This window comes from Winogradskyella sp. SM1960, from assembly GCF_020179375.1.
Lineage (GTDB): Bacteria > Bacteroidota > Bacteroidia > Flavobacteriales > Flavobacteriaceae > Winogradskyella > Winogradskyella marina.
Genome location: NZ_JAICBG010000001.1, coordinates 934,494 through 955,182 on the forward strand (window position 1 = coordinate 934,494; position 20,689 = coordinate 955,182).

12 protein-coding genes are annotated in these 20,689 nt (G+C 34.4%); 8 read left to right on the forward strand and 4 right to left on the reverse strand.

The window, feature by feature from the left end:
* Positions 1 to 11: 11 nt before the first annotated feature.
* The 4 genes from K1X16_RS04150 to K1X16_RS04165 all read right to left on the reverse strand — a co-directional run bounded on the left by K1X16_RS04150 (position 12) and on the right by K1X16_RS04165 (position 8,747).
* Complete coding sequence (locus K1X16_RS04150) at positions 12 to 1,085, reverse strand: LamG domain-containing protein (protein ID WP_225035139.1); 1,074 nt, start codon at positions 1,083 to 1,085, stop codon at positions 12 to 14.
* An 18-nt stretch (positions 1,086 to 1,103) separates the two neighbouring features.
* Positions 1,104 to 2,636: a RagB/SusD family nutrient uptake outer membrane protein gene (locus tag K1X16_RS04155; RefSeq protein WP_195869883.1), complete on the reverse strand. Its 1,533-nt coding sequence runs from the start codon at positions 2,634 to 2,636 to the stop codon at positions 1,104 to 1,106.
* A 15-nt stretch (positions 2,637 to 2,651) separates the two neighbouring features.
* Complete coding sequence (locus K1X16_RS04160; RefSeq protein WP_225035140.1) at positions 2,652 to 5,687, reverse strand: SusC/RagA family TonB-linked outer membrane protein; 3,036 nt, start codon at positions 5,685 to 5,687, stop codon at positions 2,652 to 2,654.
* A 252-nt stretch (positions 5,688 to 5,939) separates the two neighbouring features.
* On the reverse strand, positions 5,940 to 8,747 hold the full coding sequence (locus K1X16_RS04165; RefSeq protein WP_225035141.1) for a LuxR family transcriptional regulator: 2,808 nt from the start codon (positions 8,745 to 8,747) through the stop codon (positions 5,940 to 5,942).
* A gap of 699 nt (positions 8,748 to 9,446) precedes the next feature.
* Here K1X16_RS04165 and ilvD point away from each other — a divergent pair.
* From ilvD to K1X16_RS04205, 8 genes are all read left to right on the forward strand, one after another.
* Positions 9,447 to 11,126: a dihydroxy-acid dehydratase gene (gene ilvD, locus K1X16_RS04170; RefSeq protein WP_225035142.1), complete on the forward strand. Its 1,680-nt coding sequence runs from the start codon at positions 9,447 to 9,449 to the stop codon at positions 11,124 to 11,126.
* Positions 11,127 to 11,193: 67 nt separating this feature from the next.
* A complete protein-coding gene (ilvB, locus tag K1X16_RS04175; RefSeq protein WP_225035143.1) occupies positions 11,194 to 12,930 on the forward strand; it encodes a biosynthetic-type acetolactate synthase large subunit in 1,737 nt (578 codons plus the stop codon).
* A 161-nt stretch (positions 12,931 to 13,091) separates the two neighbouring features.
* Complete coding sequence (gene ilvN / locus K1X16_RS04180; RefSeq protein ID WP_195869888.1) at positions 13,092 to 13,622, forward strand: acetolactate synthase small subunit; 531 nt, start codon at positions 13,092 to 13,094, stop codon at positions 13,620 to 13,622.
* Positions 13,623 to 13,714: 92 nt separating this feature from the next.
* Entirely contained in the window at positions 13,715 to 15,220 is a 1,506-nt protein-coding gene (gene ilvC, locus K1X16_RS04185) for a ketol-acid reductoisomerase (protein WP_225035144.1), read from the forward strand.
* A gap of 105 nt (positions 15,221 to 15,325) precedes the next feature.
* The gene (ilvA, locus tag K1X16_RS04190) at positions 15,326 to 16,594 is read left to right on the forward strand and encodes a threonine ammonia-lyase IlvA (protein ID WP_195869890.1); all 1,269 of its coding nucleotides are present in this window, start codon (positions 15,326 to 15,328) and stop codon (positions 16,592 to 16,594) included.
* A 247-nt stretch (positions 16,595 to 16,841) separates the two neighbouring features.
* Positions 16,842 to 18,434 carry an NADP-dependent glyceraldehyde-3-phosphate dehydrogenase gene (locus K1X16_RS04195; protein WP_225035145.1) on the forward strand — a complete coding sequence of 531 codons (1,593 nt, stop codon included), beginning with the start codon at positions 16,842 to 16,844 and terminating at the stop codon, positions 18,432 to 18,434.
* Positions 18,435 to 18,861: 427 nt separating this feature from the next.
* Positions 18,862 to 19,485, forward strand: a complete 624-nt coding sequence (locus tag K1X16_RS04200; RefSeq protein ID WP_195869892.1) for a GNAT family N-acetyltransferase — start codon at positions 18,862 to 18,864, stop codon at positions 19,483 to 19,485.
* The gene (locus tag K1X16_RS04205) at positions 19,482 to 20,663 is read left to right on the forward strand and encodes an argininosuccinate synthase (RefSeq protein WP_225035146.1); all 1,182 of its coding nucleotides are present in this window, start codon (positions 19,482 to 19,484) and stop codon (positions 20,661 to 20,663) included. Before K1X16_RS04200 ends, K1X16_RS04205 begins: the two co-directional genes overlap by 4 nt.
* The last annotated feature ends 26 nt before the right edge of the window (positions 20,664 to 20,689 follow it).

Here is a 20,689-nt window from a genome sequence, read left to right on the forward strand (position 1 = left end):
TTATTTAATTATTATTCATCTTCATCTTCAGGTTGCATCGCGTCAATATCTGCTTGAGATAAAGCGGTATTGAATAGCTTTAATTCATCTATTAGGCTTGAATCTGATTCGTGTCCCCAATAACTAAATGTTTCTCCACCAGAACCAATAGTTAAGTCCGTACATCCTGTCCAATCAATACTAGAACTTAGTTCAGTAGTGTTTTGCAAAACACCATTTAAGTAGATTTTACTTTCGGTAGCAGAAACTGTTAAAGCGACATGTACCCAATCTCCTGCAGTGGCATCTATAGCTCCACCATCATTCCAGCTTTCACCATCTCCAACACCTATATTTGCTTTAATGGTTTGTTCGGCATCACTACCTTCTCTAAACAATCTAAAACCTTGATTTCTATTTTCAGGAACATCATTTCCTACAACTAATATTCCGGCACGATCAGGCGCACTATTCACTTTGTACCAAAATGTAGCGCTAAACGTATTTGCTTCAAACAAATCATCTAAAGGAAAGGTTAGGTAAGAATCCGTCGCGCCTTCATAAGCACTGCCAGAATAACCACCAGAAACGATACTTGGACTCCCAACAACCGTAGGATCAGATTCACTGATTAACTCTGTATATAAACCTTCGAAGAAAGGCATGTAAAAAATCTCTCCTTCTATGGTTGGTAAATACGTATTATCTAAACTAAAGGTTAAACTGTCTGTTGCTGTTTTACCACTTGTATCTGTTGCTTCAACAACTATAGTATGAGAACCTAACTGTAAGTTTTCATATTGAAATGCTTCCATAAAGATTCGGTAATCTAAAAAACTATCGAATGTTTGAATTGTATTACCATCTAATATTACGGTGACATTGTTAATTTCTATATCATCTTCAACTAAAACTTCAATATCTAAATTAAGTTCTGTATCAGTAAAAGGAATTAAAACATCGCCATTTGGACTCACAATTTGAGCCGTTGGATCTTCTAAATCTGACCCTGGATCTACTTCTGTGATTGGATCAATACCATCATAGCAAGACACCATCATTAACATGGCTGCAATTGCTATTATATATTTATTAATTGTTTTCATTTTTTTAAGTTTTAATTATTATTCAAGTGGTAATAAATCCAATTGCGCTTGCGGATAGGGTAGAAACTCCTTATCTGCTGTAAACGTTCTGCCATCGTAACTTAATTCGTCATATTTGTCTAATCGTATCATATCGAAATAACGCACGCCCCATTCCATTGCTAATTCAGCAAATTTCTCGTCCATAACTTGGTCGTTAGTAACGCCTGAAAGCGTAGGCATACCGACTCTACTCCTCACCATATTTACGGCTGCATCAGCGGTCATGGCAGAACTACTTGCTCCTTGTGTTAACGCTTCAGCATGCATTAATAATATTTCAGCATATCGGATAACAATCAAATTTTTACTTGATCCATATTCGGTTCTACCTTCAGTTAATTGATTCGATGGTAAATAATGCTTTCCACTCGCAAACATAGCTCTCGGATAATCATTAAAAATATCACCATCTGGTGTTGTATTAGATATATAATTGGGTAACGATGCATATTCAGGATCTGTCATTAATTCATCCATTCCTCTTGGCGTAAAATTTACACTAGTTATTAATCGTGTTTGATCACCTCTATCAATCATGAATTTGATATACTTTAGACTAGGTTCATAAAAACCCCAACCTGCTGCTGCACTTTCTACAACTGGCGTCCAATTTGAAGGTCCAAATGGTGCAAACAAATGATTATTTGCATCACCATCCTCTGTATTATAATCAGAAAACTGTAGCTCAAAGATGCTCTCATCACTTAGTTCACCAGGTTTTTTGAATAGTTCATAAAAATCTGGATACAGCGAAAATTTATTAGAACCAATGATCGCTCCTGTTGCATCTGCAACACCTTGATAGTTTTCAAGTTCTAGATTCGCCAAGGCTTTAATTGCCAAAGCGGTGTATTTGGTAACGCCGCCGAATACATCTTGACGTTCATTAGGTCTTTGATCTGGAAGAAACGGCATCGCTTCATCCATTAAGTCTGAAATATATTGCATTACTTCGCCTTTGGTTTTAACACCATTCTCTAATTCTAAAGCAATATCTGTAGACCCGATAATAAAAATATCTCCCCACATCCTAGACATTTGGAAATGTGTAAATCCGCTTAAAACTTTACATTCTGCCATATATTGGTCTGCTCTATCCAAATACTCATCTTCTGTTGCAAAATTTTGATAAAGTTGAATGGTTTCACGAGAACTTAAAATTCTTACAATATCACCATAAAAATTCTCCCAAATTTGATTATACATCCAATAGTTATTATCATAAATAAAAAGGTCTGTATCTGCTAATGGCTGTTGATCACCGAGACCTCCTGCGTTTACATCATCTCCTCTTACTCCGATTAGAATAGGATCTTCCCAACCTCTTGAGTACACGGCAGAATAAGCTCCGATTAATGGCAAAACCATATCATCCGATGCAGTATAATCTAAATCATCTGCTGCGAGTTGACCATCGTTTTCTTCCAATTTATCGTTACAGGCAAAAACGACCATACAGAACGCTAACAATAAAGCGAGCTGTTTTGTTATTTGTTTAATATTTTTCATGTTTAGCATTTTTTTTTAAATTTTAATATTTATTCCAAAAGTATAAACCGCAGGAACAGGATACGTTTCACGATCCACACCATCGTTAACCTCCGGATTAAACCCATTATAATTAAAGATGGTAATTGGACGCTCTGCAGTACAATACAACCTCACTTCAGGCATATTCTTTCCTCCGAGTGCATTTCGCGGAATGGTATAAGCCAATTGGATATTTTGTACGCGGAAATACGATCCATCCTCTACAAAAAAGCTACTCATTCTTTGGTTCCATGCTTTTCGTCTGCCTTCAGATGAAGGATAAGTATTGGTTGTGCCCTCACCATGCCATCTATTTATTGCGAAATCGGCATCAATATTAGTGTCATTTGTAAAAATAACCTCTCCTCTTTTACGGTTGAGTATTTTGTTACCAGTTTGCCCTGAAAAAGAAACAGATAGGTCGAATTGTTTATAATTCACATTTATATTTCCCCCATAAGAAAATGACGGTAAATAAGATCCTAGTACTACTCTGTCATCAGCATCTATAACACCATCGTTATTTTGGTCTTTATAAATAAAATCTCCAGGAACAAGCTGATTCTGGTTCACCGATAACTCATTTTGTGCAGTAGGATCTGCTGCAACTTGCGATTCATTTTGATATACACCATCAACTTCCCACCCAAAAAACGCATTCACAGGCTCTCCAACTATTAGTCTTTGACGAAAAGCAGCACTTCCCGTGTCTAAATACCCTTGTTCAGTATTTATTTGGGTTACTTCGTTTTTAAGTGTTGCTATATTTCCCCCTACTGAAAAACTCCAGTTATCATTGATAATTTGGTTCCAATTTGCAGCTACTTCTAAACCTTGATTTCTCATTTCTCCAACATTATCTAGAACCGTTTGCGAAATAATAGGAACTTGTCGTGGTAATACCAAATCTTTAGTATCTCTTACATAATAATCGACCTCTAAACTTAATTTGTTGTCAAAAGCTCGTGCACTGATACCAAGATTCGTTTCTTCTAAAATCTCTCTTTTTATATTTTGAAAAGTACTTGTAGCCAAAATACCGTTAGTAGGTATATCTCCAATACTTGTTACCTCAGTAGATATTGTATTGGTCCCGCTACTACCACCTAGCGATCCGTTAGCTAATTGCCCCCAACTAGCCCGTAATTTTAAAAAGTTAAAAAGGTTACTGTCATTCATGAAATTTTCTTCAGATAAGACCCAACCTAAACCAACAGCTGGAGTAGTAACCCATATTTCTCTAGGAAACCTGCCGTCTCCTTCATGTCTTAATGTAGCGTTAAGCAAATACTTATTCTTAAAACTATATTCTAACCTGCCAAAAACAGCAAAGGAATATTGGCGATCTCCTAATTCACTTACTTGGTTACTAAATGTAGTAGGGTCTGCAAAATCCAAGTACCAAGAACTTTCTAGACCTATACCTTGAATATCGAAACCTGTAGCTTCAAATTCATTTATTTGTTCATCTCTATATGCTGTACCCGCCAACACAGTAAGATTATGATCCCCAAAAGTATCGTTATAAGTTAATGTATTATCCCAATTTTGATTTGAAAATTTATTTTCTTCACGCTTAATATTCGAAGTTTCTCTTTGCGATACCCCAGAAGTAAAATAAGGAAATCTAACATTACGAGCAGAAATTGTAGAATAATCGTGGCTATATAAGGTTTTAAATTTTAATTTATCTGGAATTAAATCGTATTCCACAAACATACTTGCTAATACCTTTCTAACTTTAAGTTGGTTATTGTTATAAGTCATTACAGGGAATGGGTTTTGTGCACCACGATAACCTAACAAACTAGCATCTGAGTAAGGAATTGGAGCCGCTTCTGTATTTAATTCATCAAAAACAGGTAAAATTGGTACCGCAAAATACGCTTGAAACCAAGCCCCATTTTCCGGATTATATTGTGTAGAATTACTAAATATTGCATTTGTCCCAACGGTTAAGCGATCTGACAATTCTATTTCAATGTTAGATTGAATATTGAAACGCTCGTATTCGTTTTTCATATCTAAAATCCCGTCTTGTGAAAAATAACTCGTATTGACGCCATAAGTCGTTTTCTCTGAACCACCAGCGACACCAAAACTATGACTAGAAATTGGAGCAACTCTTAAAATTTCTTTGTACCAATCCGTATTGACGTTTGGAATATTAGGATTAACCCTACTTCTACCAAAACGTTGAATCGCATTTTCCACAAATTCTATATCTGCCTGAGATTGCGATTCATAGGCCATTGTTACAAATTGTTCTGCATTAGCCATTTTAACCACATTCTGGGCATTTTGATACCCTGAATAACCATTGTAAGTAAATACAGGTTTTTGTTCTTGCCTTCCATTTTTAGTCTCAATGATGATAACTCCATTAACCCCTCTTTGTCCAAAAATAGAAATCGAGGAGGCATCTTTCAATACCGAAATGGTTTCAATTTGGCTGCTATCTAAAAAATCGATGGTATTATAAAACATGCCATCAACTACATATAAAGGATTATTACCTCCTTCTTGTGAATTCACCCCTCTAATTCGAACTGTTGGCGAACCACCAGGCGAACCACTACTGACTACTTGCACACCTGCTACCTTACCCTGAAGTGATTGCATCACATTACTGTTGGGTGTTTTTTCAATATCCTCAGATTTAACGGTGGTTATAGCACCTGTTAAATCTGCTTTTTTCTGCGTACCATAACCAACGACAACAACCTCGCTTAACGAAGCAACATCATCCTCTAAAGTTATATTTAAAACGGTCTGATTTTCTATCGTCACGGTCTGGGTAATAAAGCCCACATAACTGAATTCAAGTTGAACACCACGCTCAACGCTAATAGTATAGTTACCATCAAAGTCTGTTGTAGTTCCTCTACTTGTACCTTGCACAATGACATTAACCCCTGGCAAGGGCATTCCATCACTTTCACTTGTTACGATTCCATTAATTTCTAACTGTTGCGCAAAAGAACAGATTGAAAAAAACAACATCAACAATAAACTAGTTTTTGTTTTCATTTATAGATTGTTTAATTTAAATAATAGAGATTAGTTAATTCAATGCCGAAGTTATAACGTATTACTCAAAGTACTTAAAATATATTTACATTTTAAATACACCACTCTTAACGTAGAACGGCTAAAAACTTTAAATAAAACTCACTTTGACGTAATATAAAGCTATAAAAAAAACGTTGTAGTAGAGGTAAAATTAACAAAGTGACGTAGAAATGACGTATTACAAATTAGGAGTTAAGTAAGAAAATGCCTTCAATTTTTGAAATTCAATAAATAATCCACCAAAGAAATATCATTTTCTAAATTTAATTTCTTTTTTAATCGATATCTATGGGTTTCGACACCTCTTACTGAGATATTCATAAGTGGAGCAATCTCTTTTGAAGATAAATTCATTTTGATGTAAGCACAAATCTTTAAATCCTTTGGAGTAAGTTTAGAATGTTTAAGCTTTAAAGCCTCAAAAAATTCCTCGTGAACTTGACTAAAATTATTCTCAAAAACTTCCCATTCATCTTTTAAAACAATTGAATTATCTAATTTTTTTACAATCTTTTTGTATGTGTAATAATTACTGAAACCATCTTTGTTAATCATCAGGTCCTTTTTGATATCCTGAAGCGTTTCATTCTTTTTAACTAAAGCCATTGCATTATTAGCTAATTGCTTACTTTTTAATTTGATTTCGTTCTGTAAGGATTCGTTTTTAAGCTGAACTATGCGTTTTTCGTTTTCTAACGTTTTTTCACGCAATAATTTTTGCTGTTCTTTTTGATACTTAACTTTTATTATGCGCTGTTCCTTTGCTATTTTTCTATTGTGAAGGGTATAAAATAGAACTGTAGTTAAAACTGCTAAAAACAAATACAATATATAACCAAATGTATCTTTATACCAAGGTGGATAAACATTTAGACTTAGAGATTGAACCGGCGATACATTTCCAGCATTATCACTACTTCTAAAAGCAACAGTATAATCGCCATAAATTAGGTTTGAAAATTCAACTTTATTCCCTTCAACTTTATACCACGTATCATGTGCTTTATCTGCCTCTCCTTCTGAAATACTATACTCAAAAAAATGGTTTAGAGATTTAGGTGAAGACAATTCTAAGGCTATACTTTCATTAAACTTAAACCCCAAAGATTCATCGTCTATTGCAGAAATACGCATCGGAATATCATTTATTGACATCGTCTCAATTTTTGGTTTTTGCAGACTAACTCCTGGAATAGACGTATAATTTAGCATCATAAACCCATTATCAAGATTTAAAGCGTAGATGGAATCTTTAATTTTAGAAACGTTTTCATAACCAACGATATACCTGTTTTTCAAAAATAAATCATTTAAAAAAAAGGCTTCTTGAGTATCATCAAATGATTTAAATTTTATAAAACTATTTTTATACTTAAGTGCAAAAAGGTCGGTATTATCTTCAGAAATAATATAACTATCCTTCCCTAACAACTCATTAAGCAAATCATAAGGCACTATAGAATCTAGAATAGGCTCATATTTCTGCCAACCATCGTTAGATTTAAAACTAATATTATTTCTAATATTATAGATGCGAACATTATAATTAGAACTAATTCCTTTATCTAGATAACTCTCTACTTCAGTAATTGCCTCATAATTCTCATTAAAATGAACTCTATATACGCCTTTTGTAGCATGAGCCACCCAAGCCGTATGCGGATCCTCAAATACTAAAAAACGTGAAGGAACTGTAGTTTTACCAAGGTGTTTTACATGCCAATCACCTGAAATCTTTTCAAATTTCACCAAACCAGAATATGTACCCTGAATATACGTATGGTTTTGTTCTGGTACTTTTTTAATAGTCCAACCACCGTTATGTGTAGAAATACTAGTAAACTCATCTTTGTCGACGATAAATGTACCTTCATTATGACCACAAAAAAGTTGACCTTCAATAATATCTAAATCCCACACCTGACCTTGAGAGCCTTCTATAAACTTTAGCTTCTCATCTTTATCTAATCTAAAAAGGCCAGTATTTGTCCCAATATAAATATTGTCCTTGTACTCTACAACATCATATACAGCCCCTAATTTCCCAGACACATCATTAAAAAGATAATTACTACTATTAAGATCTATACTGGCTATTCCATTATCTAGACCTAGCCAAAGGTTTCCGGTTATATCGATAGACTGACCTAAAACGGTATTATTGAGTAAGCCATTCTCTTTACTTATATGAAATTTAGATACTCCAAGACTATCTGTAATATAAACACCATCTTTTATGGTACCAAAAACCATATCACCACTATCTAACATGGAAAATGCATTTAACTGCTGAAGACGTATTTGCTCATTAATGTTGAAATCAGTCTCAATTAGAGTACCTTTATCTAAGAAAAAACTTCCTTTTAAAGAGGTCATCAATAGCAACTTATCGTTAAATTTATTAACAGAAATAATTTTAGTATCTATCAGTAAATCATTATAATAAAATGATTCTAATCTCTCACCTTTCAATAAGAACACACCTTCATTTAACGTACTTACATACAAATCATCTTCAACAACACTACAAGATATAATAGCAGAACCAGGTCGTAACTGAACAACATTTTCAAAATCGTAGATATAGATATTTAAAAATGACCTGAAAATAATTTTATCCTTAAAGCTCACGATTTCCCATATCTCTTCATTTGGAGAAATAAGATCAGGAATCATATCACTTAATGAGTGGTATCCTAATGTACCAAATTCATCTCGTTTCCAAAATCCAAATTCTTCATAAGAACCAGTATAAACAACATCATCCACTGCCAAAACAGACCGAACTATAGTTTCGTTAGGTAATTGATAAAATTCCCATACTAAAGCATCATACTCTAATAAACCACTATTGTTTGCAACATAGACCTTACCATTGTCTGCCCTAGAAATATCCCAATTTTGGTTACCTGCCTTATATTCTGCCAATGTGTAATTATGAATATTTGGAGAGAATTGGCTATAACACTCTGATGAAAAAACAAAGAAGAAAAATAATATTGGCAATAATTTTTTCATTCTGTAACAATACATTTTTTATTATTTAACGCTTAAAAATAAGAATTTCATTCTGAGTGACTTCAAACATCGAAAAAATTACTATAAATAAAGATCCAACCCGAGTTGAGTCTATAGAGTTTCTACTATAATTATTTTTTTTACCATCAAAATATCTTTGACAATTTAAACAATTCGATTTGATGCATCTACATCACCCTGAACAACTTGAGATTTTTTTTAGCTCTAGAGTCTTCAAAAATAAACTGATCATTATGCATCATTACCGTAAAACCTTCACCTATAAAAGTTTTAAACGTAAATTTACCTTTTGATCCCTAGATTACTTCCAATAATTGATTCTTTTTAAAATTTAATTAGGAATTCAAAATAAAAACTCTAATATTTGAACCAACAAATGAAAAAACAAGTCATTAATATCATTTCAATTATTAGCATCGTGATTATTTCTCGAAGCCAAGGAATGCTATGACAAATTAAACATAATTAATTTTTAAGCCTTCCTATTTCGGAAGGCTTTTTTTATGCAAAAATTTAAGACACTTGGACATCATATTAAACGCTATTCAAAAAACTCACAATCAACACATTACATCAATAATGAAACTATTGAATTTAGAATAAAAACGCATAACACTAGTAAATAAAAATCGTATAACAACTAATTTAGATTCTGCAAATCAATTTTGCCTAAATACTATGAGCGAATTAAACAAATACAGTAAAACAGTTACACAAGATCCAACACAACCAGCAGCTCAAGCCATGTTGCATGCCATTGGATTAACCAAAGAAGATTTTTTTAAGCCTATTGTTGGTATTGCAAGCACAGGTTACGAAGGTAACCCTTGTAATATGCATCTTAACGACCTAGCAAAATTGGTCAAAGAAGGCACAAAAAATGAAGACGTCGTTGGCTTAATTTTTAACACCATTGGTGTAAGTGATGGTATTTCAATGGGAACACCAGGAATGCGTTATTCTTTACCGTCTCGTGATATCATAGCAGATTCTATGGAAACTGTCGTTCAAGCGATGAGCTACGATGGTTTGGTAACTGTAGTAGGTTGCGACAAAAACATGCCAGGTGCATTAATGGCTATGATTCGCTTAAACAGACCTAGTATTCTAGTCTATGGAGGCACTATTGATTCTGGCTGCCACGAAGGAAAAAAATTAGATGTTGTTTCTGCTTTTGAAGCTTGGGGAAGTAAGGTTGCAGGAACCATGACCGAAAATGAATATCAAAACATCGTTGAAAAAGCATGTCCTGGAGCTGGTGCCTGTGGAGGCATGTATACAGCAAACACCATGGCTTCTGCAATCGAAGCTTTAGGTATGACACTGCCATTTAACTCTTCAAATCCAGCGTTGAGTGATGCTAAAAAAGAAGAATCCGTAAAAGCTGGTGAAGCGTTACGTTTATTATTAGAAAAAGACATTAAACCTTCAGACATTATAACAAGAAAATCTCTAGAAAACGCCGTTCGGTTAGTAACCATCTTAGGAGGCTCTACAAATGCTGTACTACACTTTTTAGCAATTGCTAGAGCAGCTCAAATAGATTTTACGTTAAAAGATTTCCAAGACATAAGTGACAACACACCGTTTTTAGCCGACTTAAAACCAAGCGGAAAATATTTAATGGAAGATGTGCACGCTGTTGGAGGCATTCCGGCAGTCTTAAAATATTTATTAAAAAAAGGACTCATTCACGGAGATTGTTTAACCGTTACAGGAAAAACAATAGCAGAAAACTTATTAGATGTTCGTGATTTAACAGAAGGACAAGACGTTATAAAACCAATTGAAGAACCGATTAAAATATCAGGACACTTAAGAATGTTGTATGGCAACTTAGCAACAGAAGGAAGTGTTGCTAAAATCACTGGAAAAGAAGGTCTATGTTTCCGTGGAAAAGCGAAAGTTTTTGAAGGAGAATACGCAGCAAACGACGGAATTAGAGACGGAAAAGTAGAAAAAGGAGATGTCGTTGTCATTAGATACGAAGGCCCAAAAGGAGGTCCTGGAATGCCTGAAATGCTAAAACCAACGGCTGCAATAATGGGAGCTGGCTTAGGAAAAGATGTCGCTTTAATTACAGATGGAAGATTTTCTGGAGGAACCCACGGTTTCGTTGTTGGGCACATTACACCTGAAGCACAAGAAGGAGGTACAATCGCAGTTGTGAAAGATGGAGACATCATAACAATTGATGCTGAAACGAATTCAATATCCCTAGAAGTCTCTGAAGAAGAGTTACAAAAACGAAGAGAAAAATGGAAAACACCAGAATTAAAATTTGAACGTGGTGTTTTATATAAATACGCTAAAACAGTATCATCAGCATCTAAAGGATGTGTAACCGATGAATTTTAATTCTAAATATAGTTCTTGAATGTCACTCTAAGCCTAGTCGAAGAGTCTCAAATAGATTTTAATAAACATGAAAGAAACTCAAACCATACAAAAACAAGCTAAAGCATCAGAAACCACAGAACGTATTTCTGGTAGTGAAGCGGTTATAAAGTGTTTACTAGCCGAAGGTATTGATACCCTTTACGGTTATCCTGGTGGTGCAATTATGCCAGTTTATGATGAATTATATAAGTATCAAGACAAAATTCATCATGTCTTAACGCGTCATGAGCAAGGTGCAACGCATTCTGCACAAGGTTATGCACGTATTTCTGGAAAAGTTGGTGTCTGCATGGCAACTTCTGGTCCAGGAGCTACTAATTTAATTACTGGTATTGCTGATGCTCAAATCGATTCTACACCAATGGTTTGTATCACTGGTCAGGTTGGTTCGCATTTATTAGGTAGTGATGCTTTTCAAGAAACTGATATCGTCGGCATTTCAACTCCGGTTACCAAGTGGAATTGTCAAGTCACTGAAGCATCTCAAATCCCTGAGGCTTTTGCTAAGGCATTTTATATAGCTAAAAGTGGAAGACCAGGACCTGTACTCATTGATATTACTAAAGATGCTCAATTTGAAGAATTCGATTTTAAGTACGAAAAATGTAAAGGCATTAGAAGCTATAAGCCAGTTCCAGATACGGATGAAAATTCGTTAAAAGCTGCAGCTAAACTTATTAATTCTGCAAAAAAGCCATTGATAGTTTGGGGACAAGGTGTTATTTTAGGAAAAGCCGAAGAAGAATTTAAAGCCATCATTGAAAAAGCAGGAATCCCTTCTGCTTGGACCATTTTAGGGGCTTCTGCAATTCCAACATCTCACCCATTAAATGTTGGTATGGTTGGCATGCATGGAAATTATGCACCAAATGTATTAACTAACGAATGTGATGTATTGATTGCCATAGGAATGCGATTTGACGATCGTGTTACAGGAAATTTAGCCACCTATGCAAAGCAAGCTAAAATTGTGCATTTCGAAATTGATCCAGCCGAAGTTGATAAAAATGTGAAATCAGATGTAGCTGTTCTTGGAGATGCAAAAGCGAGTTTAAAACAATTATTACCATTATTAAATAAGAATTCTCATACAGATTGGCATCAAGAATTTAAAGACTTATATAAGATTGAGTTTGAAAAAGTCATAAAACACGATTTACATCCCACAAAAGACGGTATATCTATGGCTGAAGTGTTGAAAGAAATCAACATTGCAACTGAAGGAGAAGCTGCTATTGTAAGTGATGTTGGTCAGCATCAAATGATTGCTTGTCGTTATGCCGAATTCAACAAAACAAAAAGTAATATTACCTCTGGCGGCTTAGGCACTATGGGATTTGCTTTACCAGCAGCTATTGGTGCAAAAATGGCAGCACCAGAAAGAGAAGTCGTTATGATAGCTGGAGATGGTGGTTACCAAATGACCATTCAAGAATTAGGAACAATTTTTCAACAAAAAGTACCTGTAAAAATTGTGGTCTTAAATAATGAGTTCCTTGGAATGGTACGTCAATGGCAACAATTATTCTTTGATAAACGCTATGCTTCTACCGAAATGGTGAATCCAGATTTCGTAGCCATTGCCAAAGGTTATCATATTGAAGCTCAAAAAGTAACAGAAAGAAAAGACTTAAAAACGGCTATAAAAGATATGATAGACTGCGAAGGTCCTTACTTCTTGGAAGTGAGAGTAGAAAAAGAAGATAATGTATTCCCAATGATCCCAACAGGAGCAAGTGTTTCAGATATACGATTAGAGTAACGTCTGTTCGAGTGAATTTCAAAGAAGTGCAACGAATTTGAAAATTTGTATCGAGAACAATTTAAGTAGCTTCTCGATACAATTTTATCTCGTTCCTCAATAAAACCACTCGAAGTGACGAATAAATATAATAATGAAAGCTAATAGAAAAGCTTAAAACAATGAGTACAGAAATTAAACATTATACCGTTTCTATTTATACGGAAAACAATATTGGATTGTTGAATAGAATTTCAGCAATATTCCAAAGAAGACATGTAAATGTTGAGAGTTTAAATACATCACCTTCTGAAATTGATGGTGTTTCAAGATTTACTATTGTTGTCAATATTACCGAATCTCAAATGAAAAAGATTCGCGGTCAGATTGAAAAACAAGTCGAGGTCATAAAAGCCTACTATCATACTGAAGAAGAAATCATCTATCAGCAATCGTGTATCTTTAAAATGAGATCTAATTTATTGTTTGACGAACGCCAAATTCAGAATATCATTAAAGAAAGTAACGCTAGAATTGTCACTGTAAATCGCGAATTCTTCGTTATAGAAAAATCAGGAAGAAAAGAAGAAATTGATCTATTACACAGAGAATTATCCGTTTTCGGCATTATGCAATTTACGCGCTCAGGACGTATTGCTGTTACTAAAGACGAAATGAAAATATCAACAATGCTTAAAGCATTACATTATTAATAAAAAAAAGAATTGAATAGAGACCTAGAAATTAAAACGTTTTAACATTGAACCTTTTATAATTTTTTTACTCTCAAATAAAAACAAACAAAATGTCAAATTATTTCAACACATTACCATTAAGAGAACAGTTAGAGCAATTAGGAAAATGTCGTTTTATGGACGCTTCAGAATTTGAAGATGGTGTAGACGCTTTAAAAGGAAAGAAAATCGTAATCGTTGGTTGCGGTGCGCAAGGGCTTAACCAAGGGTTAAATATGAGAGATTCCGGATTAGATATTTCCTATGCGTTAAGGCAAGTGGCTATTGACCAAAAACGTGATTCTTTTAAGAACGCAACATCTAACGACTTTAATGTTGGCACGTATGATGAGCTAATTCCTGCGGCAGATGTAGTGTTAAACTTAACACCAGACAAGCAACATACAAATGTTGTAAAAGCCGTAATGCCTTTAATGAAAAAAGGAGCGACATTAAGCTATTCTCATGGGTTTAATATTGTTGAAGAAGGCACAAAAATCCGTGAAGATATAACGGTAATTATGGTAGCACCAAAATGTCCAGGAACAGAAGTAAGAGAAGAATATAAGAGAGGATTTGGAGTACCAACATTAACAGCTGTACACCCAGAAAATGATCCAGAAGGAAAAGGTTGGGCTCAGGCCAAAGCTTATGCTGCAGCAACTGGAGGTCATCGTGCTGGCGTTTTAGAGTCATCATTTATTGCGGAAGTAAAAAGTGATCTAATGGGAGAACAAACTATTCTTTGTGGTTTATTACAAACGGGAGCCATTTTATCTTTCGACAAAATGGTTGAAGAAGGCATTGAACCTGGTTATGCAGCGAAACTCATTCAGTTTGGTTGGGAAACTATTACAGAAGCCTTGAAACACGGAGGAATTACCAACATGATGGACCGTTTATCTAATCCTGCAAAAATCAAAGCTTTCGAATTATCTGAGGAATTAAAAGATATTATGCGTCCGCTATTTGAGAAGCATATGGACGATATTATTTCGGGTCACTTCTCAAAAACCATGATGGAAGATTGGGCAAACGACGATGTAAATCTTTTAAAATGGAGAGCTGCAACAGGAGAAACTGCTTTTGAAAAAACACCATTAACATCAGATCATATTACAGAGCAAGAGTATTTTGATCACGGAGTTTTATTAGTTGCTTTTGTAAAATCTGGTGTGGAATTAGCGTTTGAAACTATGGTAAGCGCAGGAATAATTGAAGATTCTGCGTATTACGAATCGTTGCACGAGTTACCATTAATCGCTAACACCATCGCTAGAAAGAAATTATTTGAAATGAACCGCGTTATTTCTGATACGGCGGAATATGGTTGTTATTTATTTGATCATGCTTGCAAACCATTATTAACTGATTTTATGAAAACTGTTAATACTGATATTATCGGAAAACCGTTTTCAAAAACAACAGGAGTTGATAATATTGAGTTAATTGCAGTTAACGATGCTATTAGAAATCACCCAATAGAAGCTGTTGGTCAACGATTACGTGCGGCTATGACAGCAATGAAAGTTATTAAAACGGAAGAAGTAAAAGAAGCCGATTCAGTATTAGCATAAAACAATTTTAACCTATCAGGTTTTAAGGTCGCAAAGTATAGCCGAAGTTAAAACCTGATAGGTCTTATAAACGAAAAGAGATTCCCACCTCCAAGGGAAATGCACATGAAAGACACCAAAACAACATACAGACCAACATTAAAAGCAATTGAAGCAGCTGCCGAAAATTTACAAGGTATAGCATCAGTAACCCCTTTAATTAAAAACGCAAGATATTCTAAGGACTATGAAGCAAACATATTTTTAAAACGAGAAGATTTACAAGAGGTTCGTTCTTATAAAATTCGTGGAGCTTACAATAAAATATCATCTTTAGATTCATCACAAATTGAAAACGGAATTGTATGTGCTAGTGCCGGAAATCACGCACAAGGTGTAGCACTTTCATGTAAATTATTAAAATTAAAAGGCACCATTTTTATGCCTTCTCCAACACCTAATCAAAAAATTGAACAGGTAAAAATGTTCGGTGAAGATTATGTAGATGTTGTTTTAGTTGGTGACACTTTTGATGACGCTTACCATGCCGCAATGCAACAATGCGAAGAGTTAAACTCAACATTTATTCACCCTTTTAATGACGAAAAAGTTATTGAAGGACAAGCAACAGTTGGCTTAGAAATTATAGACCAAGCTAAAGCACATCCAATTCATTATGTGTTTTTACCTGTTGGTGGTGGTGGACTAGCAGCAGGACTATCCTCTGTTTTTAAAATTCTATCGCCGCAAACAAAAATTATTAGCGTAGAGCCCAAAGGTGCACCAGCCATGTTAACCTCTATTCGAGAAAATAAAAATACAGAATTACAAACCATAGATAATTTTGTAGATGGTGCTGCAGTAAAGCGTGTTGGTGATTTAAGTTTTTCCATTTGTAAGGAAACACTACATCGTGTTGTCACTGTAGATGAAGGCAAAATTTGTCAAACTATTTTAAGCTTATATAATAAAGATGCCATAGTTGTTGAACCAGCAGGTGCCTTAAGTTTATGTGCGCTAGATCAGTTCTCAGAAGAAATTAAAGGCAAAAATGTGGTGTGTGTTATCAGCGGAAGCAATAACGATATCACTAGAATGGCTGAAATAACAGAGCGCGCATTACTCTATGCGCAACTAAAACACTATTTTATCATTAAGTTTCCGCAACGTGCCGGAGCATTGCGAGATTTTGTAGTTGATATATTGGGCCCAACAGATGATATTACCCATTTTGAATATACAAAAAAAGCTAACCGAGAAAACGAAGTTGCCGTTGTAGGATTACAGTTAAAGTCGCCCGATGACTTAGAGCCATTAATTGCTAAAATGAAGCGCAATAATTTTTATGGTGATTATTTAAATGACAAGCCAGACTTATTTCAGTTCTTAGTATAAGAATTATTAGTGTTAATCTAAATTTCAGGATATGGTCTCAAGGCTTTTTTAAAGTTTAAAAAGTATGCTTTGGATAAATCACCTTAAAATAAAAATGCTTATCCATTAGTTTGAATTTCGTCTTGGTTCTAATGTCTATTGATACAACAACTATATACTTTCATATAGCTTAACACAAACTTAACCGTCCTAAAGGATACATTTTGGTATCTTTAAGATAAATAATATTGAATTAAAATTAAATTTTATGACTTCTACATCTCAGAATATTCCAGAGCAATTTCAAATTAAAGAATTAGTCGAACAAAACACCTATTTAACAGAAGGTGGATTGATTCCGTGGCGCGGAGAAACCTCTAAGGTCTATTCCACCATTTCGTCAACTGAAGACTACAAACCTACATTACTCGGAACCATTCCGACATTAGGAAAAAAAGAAGCTTTAAGAGCTTTAGATTCTGCCGTTTCTGCCTACAATAAAGGCCAAGGATTATGGCCAACAATGAAGGTTGTGGATAGAATAGCGTGTATGGAAAAGTTTGTAGAACAAATGAAAACCAAGCGTGCCGAAGTTGTAAAATTATTGATGTGGGAAATTGGAAAAAATCTTCCCGATTCTGAAAAGGAATTCGATAGAACCGTTGAATATATTTACGATACTATTGAAGATTACAAACAAATGGATCGCGATAGCGCTAAGTTTGAAAAGAACTCTGGTGTTAACGCACATATTAGAAGAGGACCTTTAGGTGTTGTACTTTGTTTAGGCCCTTATAATTACCCATTAAATGAAACATTTGCGCTTTTAATTCCTGCATTAATGATGGGAAATACAGCTGTTTTTAAACCCGCAAAACATGGTGTTTTATTGATTTCACCGTTGTTGGAAGCATTTAGAAGTAGTTTTCCAAAAGGCGTTGTAAATATTATCTATGGTCGTGGAAGAACTGTTGCTGCACCAATTATGCAATCTGGAAAAGTTGATGTTTTAGCTTTAATAGGAAATAGCAAATCTGCAAATGCTTTACAGAATCAACATCCAAAAAGTAACAGGTTACGTCTAGTTTTAGGTTTGGAAGCTAAAAATCCTGCGATCGTGTTACCAGATGCAGATTTAGATTTGGCCATTGACGAATGTATTGCAGGTACAACTTCTTTTAATGGTCAACGTTGTACCGCTTTAAAGGTATTATATGTTCATGAAGACATAGTGGAAGAATTCAACAAACGTTTTTCTGCCAAAGTAGATGCCCTAAAATTTGCAAATCCATGGGAAGATGGTGCAAAATTAACACCATTACCAGAACCAGATAAACCACTTTATATTCAAGAATTAATTGACGATGCTACTGAAAAAGGAGCAAAAGTGATTAATACAAAAGGCGGAGAAACTACAGATAATTATATTTTCCCAGCCGTTTTATATCCTGTATCAAAAGATATGCGAGTGTTTCAAGAAGAACAATTTGGACCTGTAATTCCTGTTGTTCCTTTTTCAGATATTGAAGAACCATTAGATGATATGGCCGAATCTAATTATGGACAACAAGTAAGTTTATTTGGTAAAGATGTAAAAACCTTAGCACCTTTAATTGACACCTTAGTGAATTTGGTTTGTAGAGTAAATTTAAATAGTTCTTGTCAACGTGGACCAGATGTTTATCCGTTTACAGGGCGAAAAGATTCAGCTGTTGCAACGCTTAGTGTTCATGACGCCTTACGTTCGTTTTCAATTAGAACGTTTGTGGCTTCAAAAGACAATGATTACAACAATGCTATTTTAAAAGACTTAATGGATTCTAGAGCTTCAAATTTTGTAAGCACAGATTATATTCTTTAAAAAAGCAGAGTATAAAGCCGTTCAAATTGAAATATTTACAGTTTTAAACAGAAGAATTATGAATTTCATAAATCTTTCAAAAAAGAAGGTATAACAAGTTAATTTCTAAATAAAAATTATAAATTTACACTATGTTAATTCAAAGAAATAAAATTGAAAGACCCACACGCTTGTTATTAAACAGGCGACGTCGCTAATGGACCTACTTAAAACCATTTAGTTAATCAATTTTAATTTTTTCACATTGAACAATTTATCCAATTTTTTTCTAGTTTCATTTTTAGTAATTTCATTTACTAACAGACATATGTTACGCCGTGTTTCTAATCGTCGCCCTTAAGGGTGCGATCTATTTTAGGAACTTTGGTGTGTCCAGTTCTTCTTTCCAAACATTGAAAAAATTTTATAATTAAATAAATCAATCACAATGAAAATTGTCATTGCAGATAAATCACATAGTATATACGCAGAACTCATTTGCGAAACCATAGCTGAAGCCGCAAAAGTTAGAGGAACTGGTATTGCAAAACGGCAGCCAGAATACATCATTTCTAAAATGGAAAACGGTAATGCTGTGATTGCATTAGAAGACGATAAATTTGCTGGCTTCTGCTATATTGAAGCTTGGAGTCATGGGAAGTTTGTTGCCAATTCTGGATTAATTGTACATCCCGATTTCAGAAATCTAGGGCTTGCCAAAAGAATTAAAAAAGTAATTTTTGAACATTCTAGAACTAAGTTTCCAGATTCTAAAGTTTTTAGTATCACTACAGGTTTAGCCGTAATGAAAATGAATAGCGAATTAGGCTATAAACCCGTAACATTTTCAGAACTTACAGATGATCAGTCTTTCTGGAAAGGTTGCCAAACATGCAAAAATTTTGATGTTTTAACCAGAACAGAACAGAAAATGTGTTTATGCACAGGCATGCTTTACGATCCGGCTAAAGCCAAGCCAACAAAATCTAAAAAGCATGACTATGATAATAAAACATGGACAAGATTGAAACTTATTAAACAGAACATGTTTCTTAAAAAAGATAAAAAATGAGTAAAAAATTAGTGATAGCTTATAGCGGAGGTTTAGACACGTCGTACTGTGCCGTAAGTTTAAGTAAAGCAGGATATGACATCCATGCTGTCAGTGTGAACACAGGAGGTTTTACAACTGAAGAAATTAAAACCATTGAAAGTAATGCCTACAAAATGGGCGTTTCCACATATAAAAATATTGATGCTATTGCGTCGTATTACGATAAAGTGATAAAGTATTTAATCTTTGGAAATGTGCTTAAAAACAATACATATCCTTTATCCGTAAGTGCAGAACGTATCATTCAAGCTATTGAAATCATTGAATATGCAAAAAGTATCGACGCAAAATATATTGCACATGGAAGCACAGGAGCAGGAAATGACCAAGTGCGTTTCGATATGATTTTTCAAACTTTAGCACCAGAAATTGAAATCATTACACCGATTAGAGACGGCAAATTAACAAGACAACAAGAAATTGATTATCTCGTTGAAAACGGAATTGACATGTCTTGGAACAAAGCAAAATATTCGGTTAATAAAGGCCTTTGGGGAACAAGTGTTGGTGGTGAAGAAACCTTAACTTCTGAAAAACCATTACCAGATTCGGCTTACCCTTCGCAATTAAAACATTCTGATCCTGAAAAAGTAGTTCTCACATTTTCGCAAGGTGAGTTAGTGGCTATAAACGGTATAAAAAATAATCCAGAAGTTAATATTGAAGTCTTAAATAATTTAGCTTCAACTTATGCTATTGGCAGAGATATTCATGTTGGTGACACCATTGTTGGCATCAAAGGACGTGTTGGTTTTGAAGCTGCAGCAGCTTTAATAATCATCAAAGCACATCATCTTTTAGAAAAACATACCTTAACCAAATGGCAGTTACAGCATAAAGATTATTTATCTAGTTTCTATGGCATGCATTTGCATGAAGGGCAATATTTAGATCCTGTAATGCGAGATATGGAAGCCTTTTTACAAAGTAGTCAAGACAAGGTTTCAGGTGATGTTTTTGTCACCTTAAAACCGTATCATTTTTCTCTAGATGGTATTTCATCAAAGCATGATTTAATGAGTGCTAAATTCGGAAGCTACGGAGAAGAAAATAAAGGCTGGACAGCTGATGAAGCTAAAGGATTCATCAAAATTTTTGGTAATCAGAATAAGATCTATCAACAAGTAAATAGTTAGGTTTGAATTAAAAAGATTCCCATTGT

Coding starts and splice junctions, on each gene's coding strand:
- K1X16_RS04200 (WP_195869892.1), top strand. CDS start 18,862: ATGAAAATTGTCATTGCAGATAAATCACATAGTATATACGCAGAACTC.
- ilvD (WP_225035142.1), top strand. CDS start 9,447: ATGAGCGAATTAAACAAATACAGTAAAACAGTTACACAAGATCCAACA.
- K1X16_RS04165 (WP_225035141.1), bottom strand. CDS start 8,747: ATGAAAAAATTATTGCCAATATTATTTTTCTTCTTTGTTTTTTCATCA.
- K1X16_RS04155 (WP_195869883.1), bottom strand. CDS start 2,636: ATGAAAAATATTAAACAAATAACAAAACAGCTCGCTTTATTGTTAGCG.
- K1X16_RS04150 (WP_225035139.1), bottom strand. CDS start 1,085: ATGAAAACAATTAATAAATATATAATAGCAATTGCAGCCATGTTAATG.
- ilvN (WP_195869888.1), top strand. CDS start 13,092: ATGAGTACAGAAATTAAACATTATACCGTTTCTATTTATACGGAAAAC.
- K1X16_RS04205 (WP_225035146.1), top strand. CDS start 19,482: ATGAGTAAAAAATTAGTGATAGCTTATAGCGGAGGTTTAGACACGTCG.
- ilvA (WP_195869890.1), top strand. CDS start 15,326: ATGAAAGACACCAAAACAACATACAGACCAACATTAAAAGCAATTGAA.
- K1X16_RS04195 (WP_225035145.1), top strand. CDS start 16,842: ATGACTTCTACATCTCAGAATATTCCAGAGCAATTTCAAATTAAAGAA.
- K1X16_RS04160 (WP_225035140.1), bottom strand. CDS start 5,687: ATGAAAACAAAAACTAGTTTATTGTTGATGTTGTTTTTTTCAATCTGT.
- ilvC (WP_225035144.1), top strand. CDS start 13,715: ATGTCAAATTATTTCAACACATTACCATTAAGAGAACAGTTAGAGCAA.
- ilvB (WP_225035143.1), top strand. CDS start 11,194: ATGAAAGAAACTCAAACCATACAAAAACAAGCTAAAGCATCAGAAACC.